At 71.7% G+C, this 16,786-nt stretch carries 15 protein-coding genes; 10 read left to right on the plus strand and 5 right to left on the minus strand.

Annotated elements, in window-relative coordinates:
• The first annotated feature begins 50 nt into the window (after positions 1-50).
• Entirely contained in the window at positions 51-443 is a 393-nt protein-coding gene (locus tag R9X44_RS19370) for a hypothetical protein (protein WP_319815603.1), read from the plus strand.
• 116 nt (positions 444-559) lie between these two features.
• The gene (locus R9X44_RS19375) at positions 560-2,119 is read left to right on the plus strand and encodes an alkaline phosphatase D family protein (RefSeq protein ID WP_319815604.1); all 1,560 of its coding nucleotides are present in this window, start codon (positions 560-562) and stop codon (positions 2,117-2,119) included.
• Between the two features lie 861 nt (positions 2,120-2,980).
• Here the strand turns inward: R9X44_RS19375 and R9X44_RS19380 are convergent.
• The 4 genes from R9X44_RS19380 to R9X44_RS19395 form a co-directional block, all read right to left on the minus strand.
• On the minus strand, positions 2,981-3,541 hold the full coding sequence (locus R9X44_RS19380; protein WP_319815605.1) for a tetratricopeptide repeat protein: 561 nt from the start codon (positions 3,539-3,541) through the stop codon (positions 2,981-2,983).
• A gap of 73 nt (positions 3,542-3,614) precedes the next feature.
• Complete coding sequence (locus R9X44_RS19385) at positions 3,615-5,012, minus strand: NYN domain-containing protein (protein WP_319815606.1); 1,398 nt, start codon at positions 5,010-5,012, stop codon at positions 3,615-3,617.
• A gap of 265 nt (positions 5,013-5,277) precedes the next feature.
• The gene (locus R9X44_RS19390; protein WP_319815607.1) at positions 5,278-7,707 is read right to left on the minus strand and encodes a sigma-70 family RNA polymerase sigma factor; all 2,430 of its coding nucleotides are present in this window, start codon (positions 7,705-7,707) and stop codon (positions 5,278-5,280) included.
• Positions 7,708-7,832: 125 nt separating this feature from the next.
• Positions 7,833-8,258: a hypothetical protein gene (locus R9X44_RS19395; RefSeq protein ID WP_319815608.1), complete on the minus strand. Its 426-nt coding sequence runs from the start codon at positions 8,256-8,258 to the stop codon at positions 7,833-7,835.
• A gap of 109 nt (positions 8,259-8,367) precedes the next feature.
• Between R9X44_RS19395 and pyrE the strand changes: the two genes are divergently transcribed.
• Positions 8,368-8,901: an orotate phosphoribosyltransferase gene (gene pyrE, locus R9X44_RS19400; protein WP_319815609.1), complete on the plus strand. Its 534-nt coding sequence runs from the start codon at positions 8,368-8,370 to the stop codon at positions 8,899-8,901.
• 38 nt (positions 8,902-8,939) lie between these two features.
• Here the strand turns inward: pyrE and R9X44_RS19405 are convergent, their stop codons facing one another.
• Entirely contained in the window at positions 8,940-9,392 is a 453-nt protein-coding gene (locus R9X44_RS19405; RefSeq protein ID WP_319815610.1) for a hypothetical protein, read from the minus strand.
• Between the two features lie 270 nt (positions 9,393-9,662).
• Here R9X44_RS19405 and fbaA point away from each other — a divergent pair, with 270 nt between their 5' ends.
• From fbaA to R9X44_RS19440, 7 genes are all read left to right on the plus strand, one after another.
• A complete protein-coding gene (gene fbaA, locus R9X44_RS19410) occupies positions 9,663-10,682 on the plus strand; it encodes a class II fructose-bisphosphate aldolase (RefSeq protein ID WP_319815611.1) in 1,020 nt (339 codons plus the stop codon).
• Between the two features lie 45 nt (positions 10,683-10,727).
• Positions 10,728-11,135, plus strand: a complete 408-nt coding sequence (locus tag R9X44_RS19415; RefSeq protein WP_319815612.1) for a DUF3151 domain-containing protein — start codon at positions 10,728-10,730, stop codon at positions 11,133-11,135.
• A gap of 108 nt (positions 11,136-11,243) precedes the next feature.
• Positions 11,244-12,527, plus strand: a complete 1,284-nt coding sequence (locus R9X44_RS19420) for an adenylosuccinate synthase (RefSeq protein WP_319815613.1) — start codon at positions 11,244-11,246, stop codon at positions 12,525-12,527.
• Positions 12,528-12,693: 166 nt separating this feature from the next.
• A complete protein-coding gene (locus R9X44_RS19425) occupies positions 12,694-13,602 on the plus strand; it encodes a glycerophosphodiester phosphodiesterase family protein (protein ID WP_319815614.1) in 909 nt (302 codons plus the stop codon).
• Positions 13,603-13,717: 115 nt separating this feature from the next.
• Complete coding sequence (locus R9X44_RS19430) at positions 13,718-15,055, plus strand: extracellular solute-binding protein (RefSeq protein WP_319815615.1); 1,338 nt, start codon at positions 13,718-13,720, stop codon at positions 15,053-15,055.
• 35 nt (positions 15,056-15,090) lie between these two features.
• Positions 15,091-15,981, plus strand: coding sequence for a sugar ABC transporter permease (locus R9X44_RS19435; protein ID WP_319815616.1), 891 nt, complete (start codon positions 15,091-15,093; stop codon positions 15,979-15,981).
• Positions 15,978-16,784, plus strand: coding sequence for a carbohydrate ABC transporter permease (locus tag R9X44_RS19440; RefSeq protein WP_319815617.1), 807 nt, complete (start codon positions 15,978-15,980; stop codon positions 16,782-16,784). Before R9X44_RS19435 ends, R9X44_RS19440 begins: the two co-directional genes overlap by 4 nt.
• The last annotated feature ends 2 nt before the right edge of the window (positions 16,785-16,786 follow it).

The raw sequence follows: 16,786 nt of genomic DNA on the forward strand, positions 1-16,786 counted from the left end.
CCCTCGGCCCGTCCGCCGTGCCGTCCGGCCCTGACCGTCAGGAGGTCCGTGTGACCGTTCCCGCTCGCCGCCCCGCCCCCGCCGCCCGTGAGGAGAACCGCATGACCGCCCTTCCCGACGCCGTCGCCGCCACCGCCCAGAACGCCGAGCACGCCCAGAACGAGGAGCCGCGCATGCCCGCCGCCGTGAACGCCGCCCAGACTTCCGCCCCGACCGCCGACCAGCAGGAGGAAACCCTTATGCGCGCTTCCCTTCCCGTCACCGCCGTGTTCCCCGTGTCCGCCGCCGACGCGAGCCAGACGCCCGCCAAGCCCGCCCGCAGGTCGGGCAAGAAGGCCGCGCTGAAGCGCACCGACAGGCGGGCCGCCGCGATGGCGCAGCGCAGCCGCGGCAACGCCAGGACCCTGCCGACCCGGCGGATGAACAACCGCGCGGGCCGCTGACGCCTTGACCCGCACGCGACAGCCCGTCCCCGGAAGGGGGCGGGCCGCGTCCCGTTTCCCGGGGCGCAAGGCGGGGCGTGTGGACGGGGGGCGGCGGTTCCGGTGCAATGGTGGGTATGACGGGATTGGTGCTGGGGCCGCTGCTGCGGTGGGTCGGGGAACACGGCGCGACGGTCTGGGTGGAGACGTCCGAGTCCTGCGAGGTGACCGTGCTCGGGCGCACCGAGCCGACCTTCGCCGTGCACGGCCACCACTACGCGCTGGTGGACGTCGACGGGCTCGAACCCGGCTCCACCACCCCGTATGAGGTGCACCTCGACGGGCGCAGGGTGTGGCCGGAGGCGGGCACCGAGTTCCCGCCGAGCGCGATCCGGACCGTCGATCCGGCGCGTCCGTCGGCCGTCGCGTTCGGGTCGTGCCGGGTCGCGCCCGCCGCGACCGAGACCCACGGGATCGACGCGCTCAGCGCGTTCGCGCACGAGCTGAAGAACGGCGCGGCGTTCCCCGACGTCCTGCTGATGATCGGCGACCAGGTGTACGCCGACGGCACGGGCGACCGTATGAAGGCGTTCATCAGGGGCCGCCGCGACATCACCGTGCCGCCCGGCGACGAGATCGCCGACTTCGAGGAGTACACCGAGCTCTACCGGCTCGCCTGGACCACCGATCCGGCCGTGCGCTGGCTGCTGTCCACGGTCCCGACCCGCAGCGTGTTCGACGACCACGACGTGCGCGACGACTGGAACACCTCGTACTCGTGGCGGCAGTCCATGGACGCGCTGCCGTGGTGGCGGCGCAGGATCGTCGGCGGGATCGGCGCGTACTGGGTCTACCAGCACCTGGGCAACCTGTCGCCGGAGGAGCGCCGCGCCGACAAGATCCTCGCGGCGGTGCGCGGCGCGGCCGACGGCGGCGCGGTCCTCGACGAGTTCGCCGACCTCGCCGACCGCGAGCCGGCGACGGCAAGGTGGTCGTTCCGCTTCGACCTGGGCCGCACCCGTGTCGTGGTCGTCGACAGCAGGGCGTCCCGGCTGCTCACGGCCGACCGCCGCGCGATGCTGGACGACGCCGAGCACGCCTGGCTCGACCGGCAGCTGACGGGCGGGGTCGACCAGCTGCTCATCGCGAGTTCGCTGCCGTTCCTGCTGCCCCCGGTGATCCACTACGCGGAGGCGTGGAACGAGCCGCTGGCCGCGCGCGGTGCCGACGGGTTCGGCGAGAAGCTGCGCAGGTACGCCGACCTCGAGCACTGGGCCGCGTTCCGGGCGAGCTTCGCCAAGGTCGCCGAAGCGGTCGTGGAGGTCGCGCGCGGCGGACGCGGCGTGCCGCCCAAGACGATCGCGTTCCTGGGCGGGGACATCCACTACAGCTACCTCGCCAAGGCGCGCGGCGGCCTGCCGATCTTCCAGGCGGTCTGCTCGCCGTTCCGCAACCCGCTCAACGGCCCGTTCAAGTGGGCGAACCGCATCGCGTGCCTCCGCGTCCTGAACGGCCCGGCCCGCCTGTTCGCCAGGACGACGGGGGTCCGCCGCCCGCCGTTCTCCTGGCGCCTCACCGACGGCCCCTGGTTCCACAACGCCATCGCCACCGTCACCCCCGACTCCGTCGTCTGGCACACCCCCAAAACAGGCACCGCCCTACGCGTCCTACGCTCGGCCCCCCTCACCCCGAACTGACCCCCCACCCACACCCAAACCCACCCTGACCTGCCGATTTCCCCGCCGAAAAAAGTTATCCACAGATCGCGCGGATCGGCGTTCGGCGCGGTTTCAGTGCGATCTACTGGGGAACAGGAACCGAAAACCTGTTCGAAGGAGATCGCAATGAACCGCTGGAACACCCTCAAGTCCCGCGCCCTGCACACCCTGCGCCGCGCACTGCGATCCGCAGCACACCACCTCACCGCCACACACCGAGCGACCCCGCCCATGGCGCGGCGAGCAGCCCCGCACCCTGCCCAGCAAACACCCGCGCACGCGGCCCAGCGCGAAGGCCCGCCCGTGGCCCAGCAGGAACGCACGCAGGCGGCACAGCGCGAAGGATCGCGCGTGGCGCGGCAGGAACACTCGCGCGCGGCACAGCGCGAAGAGCCGCGCATGGTGCGGCAGGAACACACGCAGGCCGCGCCGCGCGAAGGACTTCGCGTGGCGCGGCGGGGACGCTCGCGCGCGACACAGCGGGAAGGGCCGGGCGTGGCCCAGCAGGAACGCACGCAGGCGGCACAGCGCGTAGGGCCGCGCACCGCACAGCAAGCACAGGTAGACGCGGCACCGCGCGAAGGACCGCGTTCGGCGCTGCGGGGACGCTCGCGCGCGGCACAGTGGGAAGGCCCACGCGGCGCACAGCAAGCACACGCGCACGCGGCCCAGCGAGAAAGGCCGGGTGTGGTGCGGCAGGGACGCGCGCAGGTGGCGCGGTGCGGAGGGACGGGTTGGGGGTTGTGGGGACGGGCGCGCGGCGGGCGCGGGGGAGTGAGGGGTGGGGGGAGGGGGCAGGCGCGTGGTGGGCGCGCCTGTGTGGGGAGGGGGGTTGGGGGGTCAGGCGTCGAGGAGGGCGTCGTATTCGTCCTCGGGGCGGCCGAGGTCGACGCGGGCGCGGAAGCGCAGGCGCAGCAGGCCCTCGAGGCTCTCGGCGGCGTCGCCCCTGGTGCGCTCGGGCAGCGCGAGCACGAGGTCCGCGCCGTGGGTCGACCAGGTGTGCGCGCCAAGCAGGTCGCCGTGCTCGTAGAGGATCTCGGCGACCGAGCGGTACACCTCGGGGTCGGTTGGGGCGCTGTCGCGGATCTCGGCGAGCAGGCCGACGGCTCCCGCGTTGTCGCCGAGCTTCAGCAGCGCGTCGGCGAGGTAGACGCGGGCGTCGCCGTAGGTCTCCCCGCCGTCTTCGATGGCGCGGCGGTACACCTCGGCCGCGCGGGAGTGGTCGCCCGCGTGCTGGAACTGTTCGCCGGCCCGCAGCAGCAGCATCGCGCGGGTCAGGCCCTCTTCCCGGGTCGCGTTGTCCGCCCAGTCGGCGAAGGTCACCGCCGCGGCGCGGTGCTCTCCGGTCCGCAGGCTGTCGAACTCCAGGTCGTCGAGATCGCCTTCGGTCACGTGGGTCACGGCTTAGACGTTACCCGCGCGCCCCCGGCAAAACCGGGAGATTACTCAAGATCAGCGGAAGGTGGCGGCCGTGTCACCTACGGGAGCGCTCGAGCGCGTCCCAGAATCCGCGGCGCAGCGAGTGCCGCACCTCGTCGTGCAGCAGGAAGTCGATCGGCAGCGCCGAGCCCTGGAGCAGGCGCGCCTCAAGGTCCGAGGGCATGCGCGGCTTGCGGGCGAGCACCGCCTCGAGCCACAGGGCCGGGGCGTCGCGGGCGACGGACTCGCCGAACTCCTGGCCCTCGGTGTGCGCGGCCTTGACCGCGTCGGAAAGGCTCGGGCCCGCGGCGGGCACCGCGGGGGCCTGCGGCACGACCGGGAGCGCGGGCGAGGCGGTGTAGGAGGGCATGGCGGGCGCGGCCGCCGCCGGGGGCGTCAGCGGGTAGGCCGAGGGCGCGGTCCCGAACGGCGAGGCCGAGGAGGTGCTGCCGAACTGGGAGGCGGCCGTGCCGAACTGCGAGGCCGTCGCGGGCTGCGCGGGGGCCGGGACCGCGAACGGGTTCGGGGTGACCGGGCCGGTGTTCAGATAGCTCGGCTGCGCGGGCGCGGCCGGGGCGGGAGTCTGCGAGGGGGTGGTGAACGGGATACCGCTGAGCACGTTCGACGCGGCGCTCGACGGCGAGGGCAGCTGCGGCGCGGCCGGGGCGGCGGGCGGCGCGGCGACCGGGGCCGCGACGGGCGCGGCGGCGGGCGGCGCGGCGCTGACGGCGGGGGCGGCCGACGCGCCGAGCCCGTTGGCCAGGGAGCTGAGCGTGGAACCGTTGGACGAAGCGGCCGCGAGGACGCTGGCGAGGGAGGCGGGCATCGAGGAGCCGGACATCGAAGAGGAGGACACCGACCCCGAGGTCGAGGCCGACAGCGCCGCGGACAGCGACGCCGAGGACTCGGCGGGACGCTCGGTCGACAGCGCGACGTAGGGGCGCAGATGGCCCGCGCCGATCTCGATGAGGTCGTCGCACTCCTGGCGCAGCACCCGGGAGATGGTCCAGTTGCCGTCGACGGCGACGTGCACGACGGTGACGCGGATGCCGAGGTCCTGTGCGTCCTGCAGGACGGCGGCGAGGTCCTCGTCGCCGCTGACGACGACGGCGTCGGCGATCGCGCGGTTGCGCGCGAGGGTCATGAGGTCGCGGTGCAGCTCGGCGTCGACGCTCTCGCGGCGGCCCGGACGGCTGCGGCCAAGCCGGAGTTTGAGTCCCGGCAGGTCGGCCAGCGCCTCCTGCTCGGGCGTCCGGCGTCCTTCCACGCTCGTCTCGTACCAGTAGCAGCGCAGCAGCGGCATTCCGGCGCGTTCCCGGGCGAGATTGCCCAGCAACTGGAGCAGTCCTGCGAAATCCCAGGACACCTGCTCGCGTTGGCGGATTCCGTGCACCGCCATCGCGCCGTCAGCCAGCAGATAACCGGCGTCTACGAACAGCGCACAGCGTTCCACGAGGCAACACCTCTCCGACCCCGAGTGGAGGTCTGCGACCCGAATCGACCCAGCTCAGAGCCCGGGCAGCTCCAGCGTAATGAAAGCCACTCCCGCCGTAAGCCGTTCCGGCGATTCGTCATCCTCTTACCGTGCCCGTACCGGGCGCAAGGGTGAGAACACAGGTGGAGTGGGTGAAGACCGTTGCTGGGCGCGGACGCTACCAGCCGTTCCGGTCTGTCCGTTAAGGAGTTCACATGATCTTTACGGCGGATCTCGACAACGGTCAGCTCCGCAGCGGGGCCGTTACCGTCACCACACCCGCCACATAGGCGTCGGCCTTGGTGGTGAGCGAGACCGCCGACCTGCCTCCGAGCTCGGCCTCGTGGCCGATGACGTCGACGCCGAAGGTGAGGGACTGCCCGACGGCCCCTTCCGCGACGCTTCTGAAGGCGTTGTCTCCACCGAGGGCCCTTCCGTCGAGGGTGATCTTGTCGTCGGCGAGTTCCTCGTCGCCCTCCCAGACGACGAAGCCGAGGTCGGCGGGGATCGCGGCGGGTAGGAGCCCGTCGAGGGGGACCTGGAGGGTGTCGGCCCCGGTGGGGCCGAGCGCGCGGGCCCCGTCGAGGACCATGGCGCGGCTGAGGGGCGCGGAGACGTCTTCGGAGACGACGACGAGGCTCCAGCCCGCGTAGCGGCCCACGCCCTCGTCGCCCCGCACGTCCGCGACGGTCCACTCGCCCGTGCCGCCCGCTTTGACCTGGGCGGTGACGTCGGCGAAGGACTGGTAGGCGGGGTAGCCGGGGAGGTCGACGACGTCGGTCTGCTCGGCCTGGACTGACTTGTAGCCGCCGGAGGGGGCGCGGAGCTTGGCCGTCGCGCCGTCGCGGCCGACGCCGGACCAGTAAAGGCCCGCGAAGAGGACGCGGCCGGGGAGGGTGAGGCGCGCGGAGCTCGACCGGGTGGTGGAGGGCTCGGCGTCGAGGTCGAGTGACGTCATCTTCCACAGGTCGTTGTCGAGCCTGCCGCCCTTGCGCTGTCTCGCCTCGGCGCAGCCGCGCTCGTTCTCCCGGCAGCTCAGCAGCGCGTTCCCGGCCCGCAGGACGCGCACCCGCCCGTCCACCGCGTAGCGCGCGGGAAGCCCGGCGGCGCGGACCCCGGCCTTCCCGCGCGCGGTGACGCGGGTGCCGGACGACCGCACCGCGACGGACGGGGCGGCCCCCTGCCTCGCCCCCGCCGCGACGTTGACGTGAAGGTAAGCGGAGGAGGACCCTCCGGCGGGCAGTCCCGCCCTGGTGCACCGCAAGGCCGCGTCCGCGGGACGGCACGCCCACCCGTCGCCCAGGGGGACCCGGGCGGCCCAGCCCGCCGCCGCCCTTCCGGCCCCTGCCCCGTCGAGGACGACGCCCTCGGGGAGTGACACGTCGGCGATGATGTCGTCGGACGCCCCTCGCCCCGCGTTCCGGACGGCGAGCGCCACGATCCCCCGGCTCCCCGGCAGCAGCGCTCCGACGGTCCCGATCTCGGCGAGCAGCTTGGGCAGGAGCGGCGGCGAAGGCGACGCGGACGGCACGGCAGGGCCGCTCCCCTGCCCGTTCTGCGGCCCCGACGACACGGGCTCGGGCCGCACGGGCTGCGCGGGAAGCTGCGCCGACGAGGGCTTGGCGGGCGACGGTCTCGCGGGCGAGGGCCGCGCCGGAACCCCGGACTCCCCTCCCCCCGGCTCGGCGGCCTCCCCGCCCGGGGCCTCCGGCGCGACGCCCGGGGGCGCGGCAGCACCGGGAGCCTCCGGAGGCGACGTGTTCGACGTGGGCAGCGCCATGACGGCCGCCGCCACGAGCGCCACCGCGACGCCCGCCCCCGCCGCGTTGCGCGCCTTCTTGGGCGTCCTGCCCCAAAGCAGGCCGAGCCCCGCGAGCCCGCCCTTGGCGAGGTAGGACGCCGCCCCGAGCCCGAGGACGAGCGGCGGGAGGTGCGTGCCCAGCGCCTGGTTGACGTGGTGCAGCTCCTCGTAGATCTCCTTGCAGACCGGGCACGAGCTGAGGTGCCGGTCCATCTTGTCGCGGCCGCGCGATCTGCCGGAGTCGCGCACCAGCCGGGGAAGCATGTCGAGCACCGGCACGCACTCGGCGTCGAGCCGCGCCGGGTCGAGCCGTTCCGGAACGTGCATCCGCAGGTAGGCGGTCCGCAGCCCCTCCTTGGCGCGCATCGCCAGGACGGAAGTGCCGTTGGCGCTGAGCCCGAGGACCTTGCCCGCCTGGGCGGGCTTCTCCCCCTCGACCACGGTGTGCCACAGGACCGCCTGCCAGCGCTCGGGCAGGGAGAGGTACGCCCGGACGATCAGTTCGTTCTCCAGCCCTGCCAGTGCCGGATCGACGAACGGAACGCCCGGGTCGTAGCTCTCGATGGCGTCGGTGCTTGTCTCGCGGAACCGCCGCCGGTAACGGTCGACGACGGTTCTGCGCAGCGAGGTGAGCAGGTAGGGCCGGAACGCGTCCGAAGGGCCACCGCCGCGCTGGATGACGGCGAGGACCCGGGTGAAGGCGTCGGCGACCGCGTCGTCGGCCTCGGCGTCGCCGTCCACGAGCGAACGGGCGAGGCGTCGTGCCGCGTCCTTGTGCCTTTCGTACAGCACCCCGTACACGGCGGTGTCGCCTTGCCGTGTCCGCTCGATGAGTTCGGCGTCGCTCGGCCCGACGGCCTGCTGCTCCCCCATGGCACCCCCTTTGCAGCCGAAGAGTAATCTATTGGCTACGGACAGTGCTTAGGGGTGTTTCCGCGAACGGGCGTATGACCCGCCGTCGCGAGGATCTTTACCTTCTTCCGCCGGGCGGCGGACGGTCAGAGTTGGGCGATCATCTTGCTGAGCGTCTCGGAGAGGTTCTGCGGCTCGGTGTGCGCCGCCTCCCACGCGCGGGCCCGCGCGGCCTTGAGCCGCGCGTCGTCGGGCGAGGTGGCCAGGAACGCGCAGGGCGCGTCGGGCCAGTCGCCGTTCAGGACGGGCAGGTCGGCGTCGAGGAAGACGTATCCGCCGACCAGCCGGTGCGCGGCCTTCTGCGCCACCGCGAGCGACGGCAGCAGCGGCCCGGCGGGACCGTGCCCGACCAGCACCAGCGGGGCCTCGGGGGCCGCGGCGGCGATGGCGAGCGCGGTGCCCGCGACATAGCGGGCGCCGGTGGCGGGATCGTCGGTGGGCTGCGGAACGACGACGTGCAGCCCTTGCGTACGCAGTTCGTCGGCCAGCCCGCCCGGAAGCGGGGCGCCCAAGAGAACGAGAGTGCCTGGCGTCATGCACCCATCGTGACATCCCGCACCTGATCGGGTGCGGACCGGGACCCCGCCAGCCGCGCGGAGGCCGGGCAATAGGCTTGTCGGCGTGAGCGACCGCGATGAGCTACTGCAAGAGATCAAGAACAAGGCCGTGGTGCACGGCGACTTCACCCTTTCCTCCGGCAAGAAGGCGTCCTTCTACGTCGACCTGCGCCGGGTCACCCTCGACGGCAAGGCCGCGCCCCTCATCGGCAGGGTGATGCTCGACCTGACCACCGATCTCGGCTACACCGCCGTCGGCGGCCTCACGCTCGGCGCGGACCCGGTGGCGACCGCGATGCTCCACGCGGCCGCCGCGCGCGGCCAGATGCTCGATGCCTTCGTGGTCCGCAAGGCCGCCAAGCAGCACGGGATGCAGCGCAGGATCGAAGGCCCCGACCTCTCCGGCAGGCGCGTGCTCATCGTCGAGGACACCTCGACGACGGGCGGCTCGCCCCTGACCGCCGTGGAGGCGGCCCGTGAGGCGGGCGCGACGGTGGTGGGGGTGGCGACGGTCGTGGAGCGCAGCGCGGCCGAGCCGATCACCGCGGCGGGTCTTGAGTACCGCTACGCCTACGACCTGCCCGACCTGGGCCTCTGACGCCCGGCGAGCCGGGGCCCGGTCAGTCTTCGACGCTTTCAGTCTTCGACGCTGCGGGCCTCGGCGTCGCCCTCCACGAAGGAGATCGTCACCTTCCCCGCGGGGAGTTTGAGCGTCTCGCCGTCGATGTCGACCCGGACGGCCGAGGAGTCGCCGATGGTGACGTCCACGTCGGGCCACAGCACCTCGCGCATGTCGCCCTTGACGAACTGGCCGCGCCAGTAGACGGGTGTGTTCCCGGGTCCCGCGGCGAAGACCTCGACCTTGCGGACGAACTCGATCGTCGCGTAGACCTTGCGTTTCGCGTCGGTCGTCGCGGTCATGTTGGACGCTTCGCTGGTCGGGGGGTCGGAAGGGCCAAGTGCCTCAGATTTCATTGAACTGACGAGAGCCGCGCCGCCGACCACCACAAGGCCGAGAGCGAGCGCGACGCCGACGGCGATGATCAGGATGTTGACGAGACCACGAGGGTCATTTCGGTGACGGCCCACGGTGATGAGACTAGCGACACAAGTGGGGTTCAGCGAACGAAACCGTGCATCCGTGACCCATGAGACCAACCAGTGTTCACTACCCCAGTCACGGACATCTACTCGACCCCCGCCCTACCCGGCCAAACCCCATGTCACAGCCAAACCCCATCCGGAGAGCCACGAAGGCGTACGAGATAGTAGGGGGCAGAGGCAGACCATCGCCGCACCCTCCTGCGGCACCGTCGTGCGCGCGCGACGGCTGACCTGCCCCGGATGAGAGGAACGCACATGCCCATCGCCACTCCCGAGGTCTACGCGGAGATGCTCGACCGCGCCAAGCAGGGCGGATTCGCCTACCCGGCGATCAACGTGACCTCCAGCCAGACCCTGAACGCCGCCCTGCGCGGCTTCGCCGAGGCGGAGAGCGACGGCATCATCCAGGTGTCGACCGGTGGAGCCGAGTACCTGTCCGGTTCCCTCAAGAGCATGGTGACGGGCTCCGTGGCGTTCGCCGAGTACGCCCGCGTCGTCGCCGCCCAGTACGACGTGCAGATCGCGCTGCACACCGACCACTGCCCCAAGGACAAGCTCGACGGGTTCATGCGGCCGCTGATCAAGATCTCCCAGGAGCGGGTGGCGGCGGGCCAGGAGCCGCTGTTCCAGTCGCACATGTGGGACGGCTCGGCGGTGCCGCTGAAGGAGAACCTGGAGATCGCGGTCGACCTGCTCGCCGAGTCGGTCAAGGCGAAGACGATCATGGAGATGGAGATCGGCGTCGTCGGCGGCGAGGAGGACGGCGTCTCGCACGAGATCAACGAGAAGCTGTACACCACCGTCGAGGACGCGCTGGAGACCGCCGCCGCGGTGGGCACCGGCGACAAGGGCCGCTACATCCTCGCGGCCACCTTCGGCAACGTGCACGGCGTTTACAAGCCGGGCGCGGTCAAGCTCCGTCCGGAGGTCCTGAAGGAGCTCCAGGACGCCGTCGGGGCCGAGTACGGCAAGGACAAGCCGTTCGACCTGGTGTTCCACGGCGGCTCGGGCTCGTCGCTCGAGGAGATCCGCGAGGCGCTGTCCTACGGCGTCATCAAGATGAACATCGACACCGACACCCAGTACGCCTTCACCCGCCCGGTCGCCGACCACATGCTGCGCAACTACGACGGCGTCCTGAAGGTCGACGGCGAGGTCGGCAATAAGAAGCAGTACGACCCGCGTTCGTGGGGCAAGGCCGCCGAGGCGTCCATGACCGCGCGGATCGTGACGGCCTGCGAGGACCTGCTCTCGGCCGGCAAGAAGATCAAGTAAGCCCCTGGCGGTGAGGGCGGGGGCCGGGATGCCTAGCATGCGGGTATGAGCCAGAACCTGCTGGGCGGCCCGGCCCCCACCCTTCTTCCCGACGAGCCCGAGGCCGCGAAGCTCCTCGCCGACGGCGTCGAGCCGCACGAGGTGGCGGCCAAGTTCCCGACCTACCCGGCGGCCTGGGCGCAGCTGGCCGAGGGCGCGTTCGAGCGCGGCGACGTCATCGAGTCCTACGCCTACGCCAGGACCGGCTACCACCGGGGCCTGGACGCGCTGCGCCGCAGCGGCTGGAAGGGCCACGGGCCGATTCCGTGGGAGCACGAGCCCAACCGCGGCTTCCTGCGCGCGCTGGCCGCTCTCGGCCGGGCCGCCGCCGCGATCGGCGAGGACGGCGAGGCAGAGCGCTGCCGCACGTTCCTGCGCGACTCCAGCGAGAGCGCCGCGCAGGCGCTGGGCTAGAGTCCGCAGTTTCCGTGATGGACGCCTCCGGGTAGGATTCCATCGCAAGAGGCCCCTTGTTCGCTTGCGATCAGGGGCTTTTCTATTGGCCTTGAAGGAGATCGTCAGATGCCGGCCATCGTGCTCGTCGGTGCTCAGTGGGGCGACGAAGGCAAGGGAAAGGCGACCGACCTGCTCGGCGGGAAAGTCGACTACGTCGTCCGCTACCAGGGGGGCAACAACGCCGGACACACCGTCGTCATCGGGGACAAGTCCTACGCGCTGCACCTCCTGCCATCGGGGATTCTGTCCCCTGACGTCGTGCCGGTCATCGGCAACGGCGTCGTGATCGACCCGGGGGTGCTGCTCCAGGAGATCGAGGGGCTGATGGCCCGCGGCGTCGACTGTTCACGCCTGTTGATCTCGGCGAACGCGCATCTGATCATGCCCCACCACCGTGCCCTGGACAAGGTGTCCGAGCGGTACCTGGGCAAGGCCAGGATCGGCACCACCGGACGCGGGATCGGTCCCGCCTACGGCGACAAGATCGCGCGGATGGGCGTCCGGGTCCAGGACCTGTTCGACCCCGGCATCCTCCAGAAGAAGGTGGAGCTGTCGCTGCGGGAGAAGAACCAGGTCCTCACCAAGGTCTACAACCGGCGGCCGATGCTGGTCGAGCCGATCGTCGAGGAGTACCTGGGCTACGGCGAGCGGCTGCGCCCGTACGTCGCCAACACCGAGCTGATCATCAACCAGGCGCTCGACGCCGACAAGGTGGTCCTGCTCGAGGGCGCCCAGGGCACGCTGCTGGACATCGACCACGGCACGTACCCGTTCGTCACGTCGTCCTCGCCGACCTCGGGCGGCGCGTGCGCCGGCTCGGGCGTCGGGCCGACGAAGGTGACGGGCGTCATCGGCATCCTCAAGGCGTACACCACGCGGGTCGGCTCGGGACCGTTCCCGACCGAGCTGCTCGACGACATGGGCGAGTACCTGCGCACCACGGGCGGCGAGTACGGCGTCACCACCGGACGCGACCGCCGCTGCGGCTGGTTCGACGCGGTCATCGCCAGGTACGCCGCGCGGGTCAACGGCGTCACCGACTTCTTCCTCACCAAGCTCGACGTGCTGTCGGGCCTCGAGGAGATCCCGATCTGCGTCGCCTACGACGTCGAGGGCGTGCGGCACGACGAGATGCCGTCGAACCAGACTGACTTCCACCACGCCACCCCGATCCTCGAGGTCCTGCCGGGCTGGCGTGAGGACATCACCGGCGCGAAGACGTTCGACGACCTGCCGCCGAACGCCCAGTCCTATGTCAGGCGGCTCGAAGAGCTGTCGGGCGCGCGGATCTCGGCGATCGGCGTGGGTCCGGGACGAGACCAGACGCTCACGCTGCGTGATCTGATCTGACGTCGCGCTGACCGCACGCCGACCCTGGCGTGCGGGGTGTCCTCACTCACACCCCCCGGTCGATCGGCTGCTCGGAGGCTGCTCCTACGCTTGGCCAGGAGTTGTTCTTCAGGAGGCAACCGGCACGATCGGGGGGCGTTACATTACTGTGCGTAATCTTGGGCGCATGGACCGACGTGTCGAAATCCAGGGGCATCGGGGTGCTCGCGGCCTTCGTCCCGAAAACACCCTTCCGGCCTTCGCCCACGCGCTCGCGCTCGGTGTCGACGCCGTCGAGTTCGACGTCGGTTTCTCCGCCGACGGGGTCGTCGTCCTGCACCACGACCAGACGGTCTCGGCGCTGACGACCCGCGATACCTTCCCCGCCTTCCCGGGCGACCCCCAGTTCCCGTACGTCGGACGGCCCGTGCGCGCGCTACGTCTCGCACAGCTGAAGACGCTGGATTCCGGCGTACGCGCCGAGGACCCTTCCGACCCTTACCGGCGCACGTCCCTTGCGCTGCCCGGTACGCCGCTGGCGACCCTTGACGAAGCCTGCGCGCTGCTCGGGCCCGCCGAGGGCGTGCGGCTGTGCGTCGAGCTGAAGACCGACCCCTCGTGGCCGGACGCCGAGGTCGGGCACTTCGTCTCCGAGGTGCTCACCGTGCTCGCCGCGCACGGCCTCCTGCACCGCACGCGGCTGCTCGGCTTCGACTGGCGGTTCCTCAAGCACACGAGGCGGCTCGAGCCCTCGGTGGCCCGGGTGGCGCTGGCCGAGCCGCCGACGCTGACCGACTCGTCGTGGCTCGCCGGGGCCGACCCGCGCGACCCCGCCCTGTCGGCGCTGTCGGAGGGCGCGACGATCTTCTCGCCGCAGTACACGATGCTCGATGACGCGCTGTTCGCGCGGGCGAGCGGCCTCGGCCTCCCGGTGACGGTCTGGACCGTCAACACCGCCGAGGCGATGGCCCGCTATCTCGACATGGGCGTCGCGGCGATCGTCACCGACTACCCCGATCTGCTGCGCGTGGTCATGGCCGCGCACGGCCACGTGCTGCCCTCCCCGTTCCGGCCGCTGGAGCCCGCCGCCGTCTGACGCCCTGACCAGGGGTGCGTGATCTTCTCACGCCGCGAAGATCACGAATGTCGGTGCATGACCGTTTTCCTGATGGCTGAGACAAACGCCGGGGACGGACGGTAGAACCCCAGATATGCGGTCGTCTGACGGACCTTCCCCCGCCCCGTCGTTCTCCCGGCGCGGCGTCCTCGGGTTCGGCGCGCACGCGCTCGCCGCGGCCGCGCTCGCCGGATGCGCGAGCCCCGCGCGCGACACCGGCGAGCTCACCGTGATGACCCACGTCGACGAGTTCGACGAGCCGGCGCGCAAGGCCGCGGAGAACGCGCTCGGGGTCCGCGTCCGCAGGATCGACCCCGACCTCACCCGGCTCACCGCGATGCTCGCCGAGGGCCGCCCGCCCGACCTCGTCAGGGGCACCGGGACCCTCGACACGCCCTTCCTCGCCGCCTCGCGGCTGGCGCTCGACCTCGACCCGTATCTCGCCGCGAGCACCGCGATCGACGCCGCCGACCTCGACCCGGTGAACGACATATGGCGCTTCGACGGCGTCAGGCAGGGGGCGGGGCCGCGTTACGGGCTCGTCAAGGACTACTCGCAGGACGGGATGTTCTGGTGCGACGCCGAGGTGTTCGAACGTGCCGGGGTGGCGCCGCCCGACCCGTCGCGGCAGCTCGGGCACGACGCGTGGCTCGACCTCGCCCGCGAGCTGACCGTGCGGCGCGGCGGACGCACCTCGACCTACGGACTCGACGTCTCAAGCCTCGGCGGCTTCATCCACCTCATGGGGATGACCGCGGCGGCGGGCGGCCGGGTCTTCGGCGACGACCTCGCGACCGTCGACTTCTCCGCGCCCGAGCCGAAGGAGGTGCTGCGCTGGTACCTGTCCTACATCCGGGCGCGCACCGGGTTCAGCCCGGTCGACCTCAACCCCGACGGCTGGTCGTGGCCCGCGTTCCAGGCGCGGCGGATGGCGATGGTGATGTCCGGGTACTGGCTCGGCGCGCTCGTCGGCGACGAGCCCGCGCTCGCCGAGCACGCGCGGCTCATGCCCGCGCCGTCGTTCGGCGGCCCGCGCGTCAGCCCCTGCTACGCGGCGGTGGGCCTGTGGATACCGAAGGCGTGCCCGATCCCGGAGACCGCGTGGGCGTTCCTCGAGTGGTACTTCGCCGGGCCGCCCGCCGTCGAGCGGGCCGGTCAGGGCTTCGGGATACCGGCGCTGACGTCCCTCCAGGCGAAGCTGCCCGACGCCAGGCCGTTCCAGAAGGAGGCGCTCGAGGTGCAGCGGGCCGAGCTGCCCTACCTGAGCGTCCTGTCCTTCACGCCTTACGCGCGGTCCGAGGCGCTGGACTCGGTCGTCAACCGGGTGGTGCCCGAGGTGTTCGCGCGGGACGCCTCCCCCGGCGGCCTCGCCGACGCGCTCAACAGGGAGATCAACGAGGTGCTGGCGCGCGGCCGGGAACGGGTCGGGTGAGCGGCCGGGGCACTGCGAGGACGCGCGGGAATCGCGTGTTCTACGTGTTCGTGCTCCCGTGGGTGCTCGGGTTCCTCGCTCTTACCGCGTTCCCCCTCGCGTACGCCTTCTGGCTGAGCCTTACCAACGCCGACGTGCTCGCCCAAGACTCCGACTTCGTAGGGGCCGCCAATTACGCCGACCTCCTGGACGACGCCCAGGCGGGCCACGCCCTGGTCCTCACCGCGCTGTTCACCTTGACGACCGTCCCGGCGAGCATCCTTGGCGGGCTCGTCCTCGCCGTCCTCGTCCAGCGGCCCCTACCGGGACGCACCCTGTACCGCACGGTCTTCTTCCTGCCCGCCGTCATCCCCCCCGTCGCGACGGCCATCGCCTTCAAGGCGCTGTTCGCGCGCGACACCGGGGCCGTCAACGGGGTGCTCGCGCTCGCCGGGGTCGACGCCGTCACCTGGACGAACGGGGTCCACATGGCGGCCCCGCTGTTCTGCCTCGCGCTGTGGGGCGTCGGCAGCCTCATGATGATCTCGCTCGCCGCGCTGCACGACGTGCCGCGCGAGCTCTTCGACGCGGCGCGGGTCGACGGCGCGGGCGCGCCGCGCACGTTCCTGGCGGTCACCCTGCCGCTGATCTCCCCCGTCCTGCTGTTCCAGGTGATCACCGGGGTCGCCTCCGGGCTCCAGACGTTCCTTCCCGCGCTGCTGCTCTCCCCGGACGTCAGCGCGGGCGCCCTCACCACGATCCCCCGGGGCGGCTACCTGTACATGATCCACGTCTATGTGACCTACTTCGCCGAAGGCCGCTTCGGGTACGCCTCGGCGATGCTGTGGGTGCTGTTCCTGCTCACCCTCGCCTGCACAGGGCTGCTGTTCCGGCTCTCCCGAAGGTTCGTGTTCACCTTGGTCGGGCCCGGGGGCGGCCGCCCTTGAGCCGTGCCCTTGTGCAGCTGGCCCTGCTCGGCCTGGCGATGCTGTTCCTCAGCCCGCTCCTGTGGCTGCTGCTCGCCGCGTTGGAGAGCCCCGCCGAACGCGCCACAGCCAACTGGCTGCCCTCCGACCCGCGCTGGGCCAACTTCCTTGACGCCCTCACCCACATCGACTTCTCGGGGTACTTCCTCAACTCCGTGATCGTCGCCGGTATCTACGCGGTCCTCACGACGGCGAGCTCCGCGTGCGCCGGCTACGGCTTCGCCCGGCTCACCGCCCGGGGCGAGAAGCCCCTCTTCGCGCTCCTGGTGATGACGATGATGACGCCGGGCATCGTCACCCTCGTCCCGACGTACCTGCTGTTCGCACGCCTCGGCCTGGTCGGGACGTATTGGCCGTGGGTCCTGTGGGGGCTGGGCGGAAGCGCGTACATCGTCTTCCTCTTCCGGCAGTTCTTCTCCTCCATCCCCAAGGAGCTGGAGGACGCCGCGTTGATCGACGGGTGTGGACACGTCCGTATGTTCCTGCGGATAGTGCTTCCCCAGTCGGGGCCCGCCTTGGCCGCGTCGGCCGTCCTCACCTTCTCCTGGGCCTGGGGCGACTGGACCGGGCCGCGCCTCCTCCTTGACGAGGACACGACGACCTTGGCGGTGGCGGTGCCGTCGGGGTACGGGGACCCGTCAGGGCACGGGGTGGACAACCTCCTTGCCGCCGGGTCGCTGCTGTACCTGCTGCCGCTGCTCCTGCTGTTCCTGTTCGCCCAGCGGTACTTCACCGCGGGCGCCTACGCGTCGTGGATGCGGTAGCC

The organism is Actinocorallia sp. A-T 12471, assembly GCF_033875155.1.
GTDB lineage: Bacteria > Actinomycetota > Actinomycetes > Streptosporangiales > Streptosporangiaceae > Actinocorallia.